This is a genomic window from Burkholderia sp. 22088 (assembly GCF_052045915.1).
Taxonomy (GTDB): domain Bacteria; phylum Pseudomonadota; class Gammaproteobacteria; order Burkholderiales; family Burkholderiaceae; genus Burkholderia; species Burkholderia cepacia.
On the sequence record NZ_JBQEPY010000006.1, the window covers coordinates 184,397 to 196,177 of the forward strand.

The window sequence follows — 11,781 nt, forward strand, 5'->3', positions numbered from 1 at the left end:
CTTCGTTCTTCCTCGATTTCCTGAATGGGTCGGTCAGTAGCGATCCACGACGCCGTCGACCCCGCGTGCCTGCAACGCGCGAACGAGGCCGGCGCGCACGGTCGCGACGTCGGAATAGGCAGGACGGCGGTGCGCGGCGACTTCGGCGGCCGTATAGGGCTTGAAGTCGCGCGGCAGCGCGTCGCGGTTCATGGTCGTGAGTACCCAGTTGAGCACGTCGGCCAGGTCCTGGTCCGACAGAGCCGAGTTCGATGCACCGGGCACGCGCATCACGTACTCGCGCCCGGCCGGCAGATGCGTGAAATAGCCGAGCGAGTTCGCGAGCGGCGGCACCTTGCCGGCGATACCGCCGCCCGTGGCCGTGTGGCAGCCCATGCAGTTGAGCACCCAGTGCTGCCGCGCGAGCGCCGCGTCGGCCGCGCCTTCCGCATACGCGGGTGCTGTCGTCAGGCCGACGACCGCCCCGGCAAGCATCAGCAGCGACGACAGGTGGCGCGACAGGTTGCCGAACCACGATGCCGCCGCGCGCCGCGCGCGCGGCGCGACGTCGCAAACGCGGGATGCACGGGCAACCTTCACAGGCCGAGCCCCTTGACGACGACGTCGCGTTGCGCATGAACGGCCGTGCCGTCCATCGCCTTCGCGCGCGCCGCGCGGATGTCGGCCGCCGTGAACGGCTTCGCATCGCCGTGCTGCGCGTTGAGATCGAACACGACGTAGTTGAGCACGTGCGCGATGTCGTCGTCGCTCGCGCTCGCAAACGACGGCATCTTGAAGTTGTAACGCTTGTCGCGCACCTTGATCTCGCCGAACATCCCGTGCAGCAGTGTCGCGACCAGCTGCGCACGCCCCGCCTCGGCCGTCGCATACTTGCCCGGATACTCGGTCAGCGGCGGCGCGAGGCCGTCCTGCCCTTTCCCGCCCGCCTGGTGGCACACCGCGCACTGCGCGTCGAACAGGCTCTTGCCGGCCGGGTAATGCACGGCGTCCTGCGCGCCGGCGGCGCCTGGCAATGCGAAGGCCGCCACGGCCGTCATGCACGCGACTGCGATCTTTCCTGCTTGCTTCACTTTCATTGCTTCGCCGCCCCCAACAGAACCGAAACCGAACAGTGGTAATTCGAATTGCCGTTCGCCATGCACCAGTTGATGTCGTTGTTCAACGACAGCTTGTACAGCGGCTTCTCGCGCTCGTTGCGGTTGCAGAAGCACTTGCCGCACGACGTCTTGCCGCAGCAATCGTTGTACGACACGATGTAGTCCGAACCGTCGTGCGGATTGCGGCAAGTGCCGATCCACGTGATCGGCGAAGGCGTCGTGCCCGGCGGGCAACTGCTCGACGTGCCGCCGCAACAACTGCACAGCCAGCCGTCGATCGCGCAGTATTTCCAGTAGTCGCAGCTCATCGGGTCGTCGCTCGCCCCCGAGGCGGCGGCACCGGATGCGCCCGACGCCGCATCGGCCGCATACGCGGTGCGATCGACGGGCAGCAGCGGCAGCATCGCCGATCCCACCAGTACCTTGCCGAGCTTCGCCATCGCGCTGCGCCGCGAACTGTGCTGCGCGACGCCGCGCGCCGACCGCTCGAACCATGAATCAAACAGGCCCATGTCGTTGTTCTCCCTTGACGTTGAAAGAGGGTCGGCCGGTCATGCGTGCTGCGCGTGCGCGTCGTGGCTGTGATCGCCGTGCACGAACTGCTGCAGCGATGCGACGCCGCGCTCCTTCGCTTCGAATAGGCTCTCGAGATGCTCGCGCGTATTGACGAGGCCCTTCGCACGCACCGTGCCGGTTTCGTCGAGCAGCACCGCATACGGCAGCTTGCCGATCTGGTACGCGAGGCCGAGCTCCTGCGACAGCACGTACGGGAAGCGCCCGAGGTCGTGCTTGCGCGCGAAGCGCGTGTGTTCGTCGATATCGCCGTCGCTCGCGAGCACGATGTTCACCGGCGTCGATTCGCTCGCCTGCAGCGACGGCAGCAGCGGCAGCAGCTTCTTGCAGACGGGGCACGTCGGCGACAGGAAGAACAGCAGCGTCGCCTTGCCCGACGCATCGATGCCGCCGACCTTCACCTGCGAGCCGCGAATGTCGGTCAGTTCGAACGCCGGCGCGATCGCGCCGACCGCCGGCCCCTTGTCGATCATCAATGCGCCGGCCGGCATGATGCGTTCGTACAGGATGCCGATCTGGCGCACGAGCGCGAGACAGATCGCGCCGAGCGCGAGGACGGCCACCCACAGCAGGGCGGTGGAAACGGTGAGAGCGGTTTGCATCATGAATTCCTCAGGTGGGAAAGGCGCGGTACGTTGGCGAGCAGCACGTCGACGGTGAGCAGCGCGCAGACGATCAGCAGCACGGAGAAGAACAGCGTCAGGTAGTCGAACCACACGACCGCGCGCGCGCCCGGCTCGACAAGCGCGGTCGCGGCCAGCGCGGCGAGCAGCAGCGCGCGACCGACGTGCAGCCAGCCGATGCCGCGCGGCGCATCTGCTCGCGCGGCCGCGAAGCCGGAACAGCCGCAGTCGATGTCGGTGTGGCCGCGCAGGAGATTGATCGCGATCGCCGCCGCGAAGGCGACGAGCAGCGCGATCAGGCCGATCGCGCCGGCCGTGCGCGTATCGGGAAACAGCAGTGCCGCCGCGCCGACGGCTTCCGCGAGCGGAATCGCGAACGCGACGGGCGCGGTCAGCGCGTCGGGCAGCAGCCGGTAGCCGGCGAGTGCGTGGCTGAACGCGGCGGGCCGGCGCATCTTCGCGAAGGCGCCGAGCAGCACGACGACGGCAGCGCCGGCCTGCGCGCTGGTGGCAAGTACGGGATCGAGCGTCATCGCGGCCTCACGGGTTGACGAGCAGCGACGACGTATTGCCGATCTGCTTCTCGACGTGCTGCAGCTTGCCCGTGCGCGCATCCATCACGACGAGGTCGGAGGTCGCCGTCAGCCCGTAGAACAGCGGCTTGTCGTCCTCGCTGACCTGGATCGACACGAGAGGATCGATCTTCTGCTGCGCGAGATCCCAGCGCGCGACACGCTGCTTCGACTTCAGGTCGAACACCCACACCTGCGTGCCGGGGTCCTTGTGCGAGCCGTCGGTACCCTTGTGCATCAGCACGTAGTAGCGGTTCTGCTTCGCCTGCACGGCCGTCTGCTGCATGCCGCCCGGGCGCCAGCCTTCGGCGCGCTCGGCGTCCGTCAGCAGCGGCCACGGCTTGCCGAACACGGGCTTGTCGCCGCTGAAATCCGCGCTGCGCACGTTGCCGCCGTAGGTCGTAAACAGATAGTCGCCCTTGTAGCGCGACGCGTTCACGAACGCCGGGTCCTTGTCGACGTCGATGAACGCATCCGACATCGTGCGCTTCGTTTCCTTGCCGTTCGCGTCGAGCGCGACGGTCAGCGCCTTGCCGCTTTCACACAGCGCCGTGAAGCGGTCGTTGCCCGACGGATACGCGAGCACGCAGGCCGCCGTGTCGATCTCCGACAGCACCTTCTTCGAGACCGCGTCGATCACCGTCACCGATGCGGCCGGCGTGATGTTCGCGACGTACAGCCGCTTGCCGTCCGCGCTGAACGCGGTGTTGTACGGCGACGGCACGTGCTGCGCATGCTTCGCCGGAATCACGATCTCGCCCGCATGATCGAGCGTCGTGTTGTCGGTGATCTCGACGACGTCGGTGCGCGTGCCGTGCGAGCCGCGCGAGAAGTACGTCGTCGCGACGAAGCTCGTCTTGCGGTCCGGCGAGATCGCGAGGCCCGGGCCGAAGCCGCCGTCGATCTGGCCCAGCAGTTTCTTCGCATCGGCGTCGTACACGTAGATGCGTCCGTCGGTCATCGACGGCATCGAGATGTCGACGATATAGACCTCGTGCGGATGCCAGGGCGGCATCTTCTGCACGACCAGTTCTTCCGGTTTTTCCGTCGCATTCGCGCCGCCGGCCCATGCCGCCGCGAACGCCAGCGTCGCCGCGAGCACCGCGGTTCGTCGCCTTGTCCTCATGTCGCCTCCAGTTGGGGAATCACGTAACGTGGGGCGACTGTAGTTCGACAATAAATCCGGTCAGCACCCGGACCGGCACCGCGTGCGTGCCGATTCGGGATATTGGAAAACCGCCTGAAAGGCACGCCGGCCGAAGGCTTCCGACCCTCTGGCAGATACGCCCGGAATAGCGCTGCTCCTTATTGCGCCGACCGCGCGGCCGGTTTAATCTTGCGCGGTCCTGATCGACGCACCCGGAGGCGCTGTGTTCGTGTTTCACGAGAGGTTCGACAACGCGGACCGGCATGCCGAGGCGCTGCGCGGCTGGAACCAGCGCTACGACCAGATCGGCTCCGGCGCGTATCGCAGCGCGGTCAAGCACGCGGTGCTGGACAGCGTGCAGCTGTTCCAGGAAGCCGCCAACGTTCGCATCATCCAGCGCGGAAGATTGCCGCACGACCAGACGGTGTTCGGCATGCCGCTCACCGGCTCGGGTGCGTTCGCATTCGGCGGGACGCGCATCGAACGCGGCACGATGGTGCTGGCGCGCGGCGGCACTCCGTTCGAGTTGCACTCGCCCGACGACATGTCGCTGATCGGTGTTGTCGCCAACGGCGAACTGATGCAGCAGATCGAGGATGCGGCCGACGTCCGCCTCGACGAAGCCACGTTGCGGCGCGGCGTCGTCGACATGCCCACCGCAGTGCTGATGCGCGCGAGCGTGCAGATCGCGACGCACCTCGAGCGTGTATTGTCGGCACCCGATACCTTCCGCGACGCACGCGCGCAGCGCGAACTGCGCGGCGCTATCGGCAACGTGCTCGTCGATCTCCTCACGTACCGGATTCCCGAGCCGTCGAACCGTCTCACGCATGCATGCCGCGCCGACATCGTGCGCCGCGTGCACGACTACGTGATCGACCATCCCGAAGCCCCGGTCGACGTGCTGAGCCTGTGCACGCAATTGCGCGTGAGCCGGCGCACGATGCAGAACAGTTTCCAGTCGGTCGTGCAGACCAGTCCGTTGCATTACGTGCGATCGCTGCGCCTGTCGCAAGTGCGGCGGATGCTGCTCGACACGCGGCAGGCCGACCTGCCGATCAGCGACGCGGCCGCACGCTGGGGCTTCATCCATCTCGGGCATTTCGCGAACGCCTACAAGGCACAGTTCGGCGAGTTGCCGTCGACCACCGCGCGCCGTTCCGCGCGCGGCGCAAAAACGCGCTGAGGCCGCGCAAAACCCGCGATAATCTCCGGCTGACCGTTCGCCGCCCCGCGCGACACGCGACGACCACCGGATTCCATTGCCTGCCCCGATGCCCGAGGATTTCCACTTCCTGCTGCTGCCCGGCTTTTCCGCGCTCGGCTTCATGTCTGCGGTCGAACCGCTGCGCGTCGCGAACCGCTTTCGCACGGAGCTCTATCGCTGGCACGTGATCAGCGCCGACGGCGCGCCCGTCGCCGCGAGCAACGGCATTCCGGTCGCCGCCGAAGCCGCGTGCGCGGAGGTCGAAACGGTCGATACGGTGTTCGTCGTCGCCGGCTTCGATCCGCTCGTGTGCTACACACGCGCGATCGGCGACTGGCTGCGCCGCCAGCACCGTCATGGTGCAACGCTCGGCGGCATCGACACGGGCAGCTTCGTGCTCGCGGAAGCCGGGCTGTTCGACGCGTCGCAGCCGCTCACGCTGCACTGGGAAGCGCTGGCCGCGTTCCGGGAACGCTACCCCGGCCTGAACGCGACGCAGGAGCTGTTCGAGATCGACGACCGGCGCATCACGTGCGCGGGCGGCACCGCGTCGATCGACATGATGCTCGACCTGATCGGGCGGCGGCACGGTGCCGATCTCGCGGCGGCGATCTCCGAGCAGTTCGTGGTCAGCCGGATCCGGCAGCGCTCGGACAGCCAGCGGCTCGAGATCGCCGCGCGCTACGGCGTGCACAACCGCAAGCTGATCCAGGTGATCGGCACGATGCAGCGGCACATGGAAAACCCGCTCGGCTCCGATGCGCTCGCGCAGGAGGTGTCGATCACGCGGCGCCAGCTCGAACGGCTGTTCAGCGCGACGCTGAACGACACGCCGACGCATTTCTACCTGAACCTGCGGCTCGACCGCGCGCGTGAACTGCTGCAGCAGACCGACATGAGCATCACGTCGGTGTGCGTCGCATGCGGGTTCGAATCGCCGTCGCATTTCTCGCGCACGTATCGCGCGCGATTCGGCCTGAGCCCGCGCAGCGACCGTCGCGCGACGCGCTGATCGTCACGGGTTTCAAGCACAATCCAGCACGGAATTGCGCGTTTCGGCAACGTTTCCCGCCGCTCGCTGAACAATGCCGGCGATTGATCGACGGACTGAAGAGGTCATCGAAAATAAACTGGAATGTCGTTGAAAATATTCTGTAACATACCAAAAAAAGTTAGATAGGCAGCCTAACGACATGCATGCCGCATCTCGGCAGGCTGCCACCGATATCGATTCGATCCGAGGGGTATGACATGACGATGCTCGATTCGCCGTCGCCGCACCTGCCTGCCGTTCGATTCTTCGCTCGCCGCTTCGCGCGCGCCTCCTCCCGCGTTTCACCCGCTACTCCCGCCGGTTTCTTTTCGACCTGACATTTAGGTTTCCTTAGTCAGTCGACGCTCCCAACACCGCTTCGCCGCACCGGCTCCATCGAGCCGGCGCGCGGGCCGTGTCGTGCCTGCGCGCCACGAACGCGCGGGCGTGTCCAACCGTTGAGATGAGGATCACGTATGCAGACATCACGCAAAGCACTGCCGCTCGCCCTGGGTCTCGCGCTCGGTTTCGGCATCGTCGGCGGCACCGCGGCCGATACGAAAGTCTCGAATCCGCAGGCAACGAGCCTGCGCGAAAGCCTGACACGCGGCGTCGCGCCGCCGGCCGCCAGGTCGGATACGGCCGCCGGACAGTTCCGCGCGGACGGCGTCGCCGTCACGCTGTACAACCCCGCCTATCGCGCGAAGAAGGCCGCCGCGACGCCCGCCGCCACCGCCCGCGACTTCGTCGCGTCGCAGGCCGCGCAACTCGGGCTCGACGCGACCGCGCTCGCGAGCCTCGTCGTCACGTCGGAGCGCAGCGACGCCGAGTTCACCGTCGTGCGCCTGCAGCAGCAGGCAGCCGGATTGCCCGTGTACGGCAGCGAAATCGCGGTGACGGTCGCGAAGGACGGCCGCATCCTGTACGTCGCGAGCAACACGATCAACGGCGTGGTCGCGAAGTCGGGCAAGGCGCAGGCCGTCGACCAGCAGCAGGCGCTCGACCGCGCACGCGCGTATCTCGGCGTGAGCGGCTTCACGAACCAGGATGCGCAGCTCGTCGCCTTCGTCGACAAGGCCGGCACGCATACCGCGTGGAAAGTGCGCGGCCGCCCGAACGACGGCCCGAAAGGCGACTGGGAACTGCTGATCGACTCGGGCAGCGGCGAAGTGCTGCGCGCCGAGGACAAGGCGTTCTACGCGACCGACGGCACAGGCTTCGTGTTCCGGCCCGACCCGCTGTCGCCGACCAAAAGCAGCTACGGCAGCACGGGCTACAAGGACAGCAACGACGTCGATTCGTCGCAACTCACCGCCGCGCGCGTGCGCGTGACGCTGAAGGATCTCGCGCAGTCGGGTGCGCGTTATTCATTGTCGGGCCCGTATGCGGCATGCGTCGATTTCGACGCGCCGCGCGACAACGCGTGCCCCGTGCAGTCGACCCCCGCATTCGAATTCACGCGCGGCAACCTGTATTTCGAGGCAGTGAACGTGTACTACCACATCGACACGTTCCTGCGTTACGTGAACCAGACGCTCGGCATCAAGGCGCTGCCGTACCAGTACACGGGCGGCGTGCAGTACGACCCGCACGGCGAATCGGGCGACGACAACTCGTCGTATTCGTCGAGCAGCGGCCGGCTGACCTTCGGGCAAGGCGGCGTCGACGACGCGGAGGATGCGGACGTCGTGATCCACGAACTCGGCCACGGCATCCACGACTGGGTGACGAACGGCGGCCTGTCGCAGCAGGAAGGGTTGTCGGAAGGCACCGGCGACTATCTCGCCGCCGCGTACAGCCGCGACTTCAACCAGTGGAGCCCGTCCGATGCGCAGTACCACTGGGTCTACAACTGGGACGGCCACAACGAGTTCTGGGGCGGCCGAGTGACCAACTGGAACGTCGGGCGCACCTATGCGCAGGCACGCGGCGCGGAGATCCATACGGCCGGCCAGTACTGGGCCTCGTGCAACCTCGTCGCGCGCGACGCGATCGGTGCGCAGGCGATGGACAAGGCGTTCCTGAAGGGGCTGTCGATGACCAACGGCTCGACCAACCAGAAGGCCGCCGCGCAGGCGGTGCTGACGGCCGCGTCCGCGCTCGGCTACAGCAGCGCGCAGCTGACCGCGATCGGCAATGCGTACAACCAGAGTTGCACGTACGGCGTGACCGTACCGAAGAAGTCGTAATCCCGCAGCAGGCGGGGGCGCATCGCACGACCTGTGACGCGCTCCCTTCATCGACATCGCCATCCTCACGAGATCGAACATGCCTACTCTGAAACTCACCCGCCTGAGCGCCGCGCTGGGCGCCATGCTGCTGACCGCCGCCGCGCACGCGACGCCGGTATGGATCACGCTCGGCGACGCGGCGTTCCGCCAGTTGCAACGCATCGACGCAAGCGCCACCGCGCAATACAGCACGACCCTCGACGCCGGCAAGGCGGCCGACGGCGCGTCGCGCCGCGAGACCGTACACGTCGTCGAGATCGACGATTCACGGCTCGGCGAACTGGCCCACGCCGTCCACCATACGCGCGGCCACGGGCCCGGCTATGTCGTGCACGACTCGTTCGACGACGCGCGCCAGGCACTGCAGCCGTTGCCGACGCCGCTCGCGAAGCAGGCCGCGGCTTCCACGTACAAGGTTTCGAACGCGCCGCAGATCGGCACGTGGATCCAGCAGCTGCAGGCCAGCAACATCGTCGGCACGATCACGTCGCTGTCCGGCTTCACGAACCGCTACTACACGACGTCGCACGGCGTCGCCGCGTCGGACTGGCTCGCGCTGCAGTGGAAGCAGCTGGCCGGTTCGCGCGCCGACATCACCGTCGAGCAGTTCGCGCATACGGGCTTTCCGCAGAAATCCGTGATCCTGACGATCCGCGGCAGCGATCCGGCCGCGGGCACCGTCGTGCTGGGCGGCCACCTCGATTCGACGGTCGGGCGCACGACGGAAAACACGCGCTCGCCCGGCGCGGACGACGATGCGTCGGGCATCGCCAGCCTCACCGAAGCGCTGCGCGTGCTGCTGGCGAACAACTACCGGCCGAAGCGGACGATCAAGTTCGTCGGGTACGCGGCCGAGGAAGCCGGCCTGCTCGGCTCGAAGGCAATCGCGAAGCAGTTTCGTGCGCAAAACGCGAACGTGGTCGGCGTGCTGCAGCTCGACATGACGAACTACAAGGGCGACCCGAAGGATATCTACCTGATCACCGACTACACGAACGCGTCGCAGAACACCTACCTGACGAATCTGGCGAAGACCTACCTGCCGGAACTCGCGATCGGCACGTCGCAGTGCGGGTATGCCTGCTCGGATCATGCGTCGTGGAATGCGCAAGGGTATCCGGCGTCGTTCCCGTTCGAGGCCGATCAGAACGACAGTCCGTATATCCATACCGTGAACGACACGCTGGAGAATTCGGATCGGCAGGCGAACCATGCATTGAAGTTCGGCAAGCTGGCGCTGGCCTATGCGGTCGATCTCGGCGGCAACGGCAGTGCGACCGTGACGCCCTGACGGCGTGCGGCCGGGCTGTTCGTCCGGAAATGACGGAAGCGTGTGCTCGCGGTTTGCATACGCTTCCGTCGCGAAGCGTTCTCCGCGGTCGCGGCGTTGACCCGTCGTCGAGCCGGGTACGCCGCCTCGTCCGGATAGAATCCCCGTTCGACCACTTCGCTACACGCTTCCCGCCATGACCGATTTCTCCCGCTCCATCGACGATCTGTCGCCCGCCCGTGTCACGACCGCGTTCGACCTGCCCGGCCACACGACCGTTCGCTCGCTCGGCGTCGCCCAGGGCATCGTCGTGCGCTCGCGCTCGATCGTCGGTTCGTTCGGCGCATCGCTGCAGACGATCTTCGGCGGCAACATCACGCTCTACACGTCGCTGTGCGAAAAAGCCCGCCAGCAGGCCTTCGACAAGATGCTCGCCGACGCCCGCAAGCTCGGCGCGAACGCGATCGTCGCGATGCGCTACGACTCGACCGAGATCGGCTCGGGTGTCACGGAAGTCCTCTGCTACGGCACGGCCGTGCGCGTGACGCAGGACGCGTGACGTCCGTCACGCGTCGCGCTCGAGCGACTTCATGGTCGCGAGCTGCGGGAACAGCCGCATCCACGTGAGTGCAACGGCGATCGTCGCCGCGCCGCCGACGACGATCGCGGCCGGCGCGCCCCACCATGCAGCCGTCACGCCCGATTCGAATTCGCCGAGTTGATTCGACGTGCCGATGAACAGCGAGTTGACGGCACTCACACGGCCGAGCATGTCGTCGGGCGTGCGCAGTTGCACGAGCGACAGGCGCACGACGACGCTCACCACGTCCGATGCGCCGAGCGCCGCCAGCGCGACGAGCGACAACACGAAATTCCTCGACAGCCCGAACACGATCGTCGCGATGCCGAATGCGATCACGCCGCCGAACATCGCGCGGCCGGGCCGGCCCTTGAGCGGAAAACGCGTGAGCCACAGCGTACCCGCGAGCGCGCCGACCGCCGGCGCCGCGCGCAACGCGCCAAGCCCCCACGGTCCGACCTGCAGGATGTCGCGCGCGTAGATCGGCAGCAGCGCGGTCGCGCCGCCGAACAGCACCGCGAACAGGTCGAGCGACAACGCGCCGAGGATCGCCGGTTCGCGCCGGATGAATGCGATGCCTGAAAACACCGAACGGAGCGTCACCGGTTCGCGCGTGGGCGGCGCGCTGCGCAGCGGAATCGTGCCGCTCAACACCGCCGCGACCGCGAACGCGACGACGCTCGTGCCGAACGCGACGGGCGCGCCGACGCCATACAGCAGCCCGCCGAACGCGGGCCCGAGAATCTGCGCGGCCTGGTTCGCCGAGGTCGACAACGCGGTCGCACGCGGCAGGTCGCTGCGCGGCACGACGGCCGGCAGCAGCGACGACACCGACGGCGACTCGAACGCGCGGGCCGTGCCGACGATCGCCGCGAGCGCATACACGGCCGGCGCGGCCAGCCACCCTTGCGCGGCACCGAGCAGGAACACGCCGGCGGCCAGCGCCTCGACGGCCTGGCAGATCGTCGCGATGCGCCGGCGGTCGTAGCGGTCGGCCACCTGCCCGACGACGAGCGTCAGCGCGAACATCGGCACGAACTGCGCGAGGCCCACGAGGCCGAGTGCGAACGCGCTGTGCGTGAGCGCGTAGACGTACCACCCGATTGCAACCGACAGGATCTGAAAAGCCAGGGAAGACATCACGCGCGTGCCCCAGAAGCGCTGGAACGGTGCGTGACGGAACAGGTTGGCGGGCAACGGGGATAAAGGACTGGGATCGGGCACGGAGTCGGTCATCGAGGTCTCGGCGGTCGGCGCGGCACGCCGGCACCGTTCGGGAAAGCGACTGCGCACGCCGATGCATGCGCGCGACAACGGTACGGACGCGGCGAAATCGCGATGATATGCCAAGCGCGCAAAACGGGCCGGGGACGTGGCCCGCAACATCGCGCGGACTCGGGGAGCGACGCATCCGGCGGCCGCGTCGATCGCGGCCGCCGGATGGCGGC

The 11,781-nt window shown here is 67.3% G+C and carries 12 protein-coding genes; 5 read left to right on the plus strand and 7 right to left on the minus strand.

From position 1 onward, the window contains the following. Positions 1-33 precede the first annotated feature (33 nt). The 6 genes from ACTJLD_RS13630 to ACTJLD_RS13655 all read right to left on the minus strand — a co-directional run bounded on the left by ACTJLD_RS13630 (position 34) and on the right by ACTJLD_RS13655 (position 3,991). A complete protein-coding gene (locus tag ACTJLD_RS13630) occupies positions 34-474 on the minus strand; it encodes a c-type cytochrome (RefSeq protein ID WP_440659148.1) in 441 nt (146 codons plus the stop codon). Between the two features lie 101 nt (positions 475-575). Then, on the minus strand, positions 576-1,076 hold the full coding sequence (locus ACTJLD_RS13635) for a c-type cytochrome (protein WP_226151806.1): 501 nt from the start codon (positions 1,074-1,076) through the stop codon (positions 576-578). Continuing rightward, the gene (locus ACTJLD_RS13640; RefSeq protein ID WP_021161464.1) at positions 1,073-1,609 is read right to left on the minus strand and encodes a methylamine dehydrogenase light chain; all 537 of its coding nucleotides are present in this window, start codon (positions 1,607-1,609) and stop codon (positions 1,073-1,075) included. Before ACTJLD_RS13640 ends, ACTJLD_RS13635 begins: the two co-directional genes overlap by 4 nt. 39 nt (positions 1,610-1,648) lie before the next feature. Next, the gene (gene mauD, locus ACTJLD_RS13645) at positions 1,649-2,275 is read right to left on the minus strand and encodes a methylamine dehydrogenase accessory protein MauD (RefSeq protein WP_021161465.1); all 627 of its coding nucleotides are present in this window, start codon (positions 2,273-2,275) and stop codon (positions 1,649-1,651) included. Next, positions 2,272-2,826, minus strand: coding sequence for a MauE/DoxX family redox-associated membrane protein (locus ACTJLD_RS13650; protein ID WP_060173687.1), 555 nt, complete (start codon positions 2,824-2,826; stop codon positions 2,272-2,274). Before ACTJLD_RS13650 ends, mauD begins: the two co-directional genes overlap by 4 nt. Before the next feature lie 7 nt (positions 2,827-2,833). Beyond that, a complete protein-coding gene (locus ACTJLD_RS13655) occupies positions 2,834-3,991 on the minus strand; it encodes an amine dehydrogenase large subunit (RefSeq protein ID WP_440659012.1) in 1,158 nt (385 codons plus the stop codon). Between the two features lie 244 nt (positions 3,992-4,235). Here ACTJLD_RS13655 and ACTJLD_RS13660 point away from each other — a divergent pair, with 244 nt between their 5' ends. From ACTJLD_RS13660 to ACTJLD_RS13680, 5 genes are all read left to right on the plus strand, one after another. Continuing rightward, positions 4,236-5,198 (plus strand): helix-turn-helix domain-containing protein, encoded by a 963-nt coding sequence (locus ACTJLD_RS13660; protein WP_060173689.1) that lies wholly within the window; start codon positions 4,236-4,238, stop codon positions 5,196-5,198. A gap of 88 nt (positions 5,199-5,286) precedes the next feature. Beyond that, the gene (locus ACTJLD_RS13665; protein ID WP_021161470.1) at positions 5,287-6,231 is read left to right on the plus strand and encodes a GlxA family transcriptional regulator; all 945 of its coding nucleotides are present in this window, start codon (positions 5,287-5,289) and stop codon (positions 6,229-6,231) included. 497 nt (positions 6,232-6,728) lie between these two features. Beyond that, positions 6,729-8,441, plus strand: a complete 1,713-nt coding sequence (locus ACTJLD_RS13670; protein WP_027789713.1) for a M36 family metallopeptidase — start codon at positions 6,729-6,731, stop codon at positions 8,439-8,441. Positions 8,442-8,520: 79 nt separating this feature from the next. Further along, a complete protein-coding gene (locus tag ACTJLD_RS13675; RefSeq protein ID WP_134256088.1) occupies positions 8,521-9,774 on the plus strand; it encodes a M20/M25/M40 family metallo-hydrolase in 1,254 nt (417 codons plus the stop codon). Between the two features lie 175 nt (positions 9,775-9,949). After that, complete coding sequence (locus ACTJLD_RS13680) at positions 9,950-10,312, plus strand: YbjQ family protein (RefSeq protein ID WP_027789715.1); 363 nt, start codon at positions 9,950-9,952, stop codon at positions 10,310-10,312. Positions 10,313-10,318: 6 nt separating this feature from the next. Here ACTJLD_RS13680 and ACTJLD_RS13685 read toward each other — a convergent pair whose 3' ends face one another. Further along, positions 10,319-11,569 (minus strand): MFS transporter, encoded by a 1,251-nt coding sequence (locus ACTJLD_RS13685; protein WP_440659013.1) that lies wholly within the window; start codon positions 11,567-11,569, stop codon positions 10,319-10,321. Between the last annotated feature and the right edge of the window lie 212 nt (positions 11,570-11,781).

Bases quoted from the DNA above. Each gene is read 5' to 3' on its own strand.
- ACTJLD_RS13630 (WP_440659148.1), bottom strand. From the start codon at position 474: ATGCTTGCCGGGGCGGTCGTCGGCCTGACGACAGCACCCGCGTATGCG.
- ACTJLD_RS13635 (WP_226151806.1), bottom strand. From the start codon at position 1,076: ATGAAAGTGAAGCAAGCAGGAAAGATCGCAGTCGCGTGCATGACGGCC.
- ACTJLD_RS13640 (WP_021161464.1), bottom strand. From the start codon at position 1,609: ATGGGCCTGTTTGATTCATGGTTCGAGCGGTCGGCGCGCGGCGTCGCG.
- mauD (WP_021161465.1), bottom strand. From the start codon at position 2,275: ATGATGCAAACCGCTCTCACCGTTTCCACCGCCCTGCTGTGGGTGGCC.
- ACTJLD_RS13650 (WP_060173687.1), bottom strand. From the start codon at position 2,826: ATGACGCTCGATCCCGTACTTGCCACCAGCGCGCAGGCCGGCGCTGCC.
- ACTJLD_RS13655 (WP_440659012.1), bottom strand. From the start codon at position 3,991: ATGAGGACAAGGCGACGAACCGCGGTGCTCGCGGCGACGCTGGCGTTC.
- ACTJLD_RS13665 (WP_021161470.1), top strand. From the start codon at position 5,287: ATGCCCGAGGATTTCCACTTCCTGCTGCTGCCCGGCTTTTCCGCGCTC.
- ACTJLD_RS13670 (WP_027789713.1), top strand. From the start codon at position 6,729: ATGCAGACATCACGCAAAGCACTGCCGCTCGCCCTGGGTCTCGCGCTC.
- ACTJLD_RS13675 (WP_134256088.1), top strand. From the start codon at position 8,521: ATGCCTACTCTGAAACTCACCCGCCTGAGCGCCGCGCTGGGCGCCATG.
- ACTJLD_RS13680 (WP_027789715.1), top strand. From the start codon at position 9,950: ATGACCGATTTCTCCCGCTCCATCGACGATCTGTCGCCCGCCCGTGTC.
- ACTJLD_RS13685 (WP_440659013.1), bottom strand. From the start codon at position 11,569: ATGACCGACTCCGTGCCCGATCCCAGTCCTTTATCCCCGTTGCCCGCC.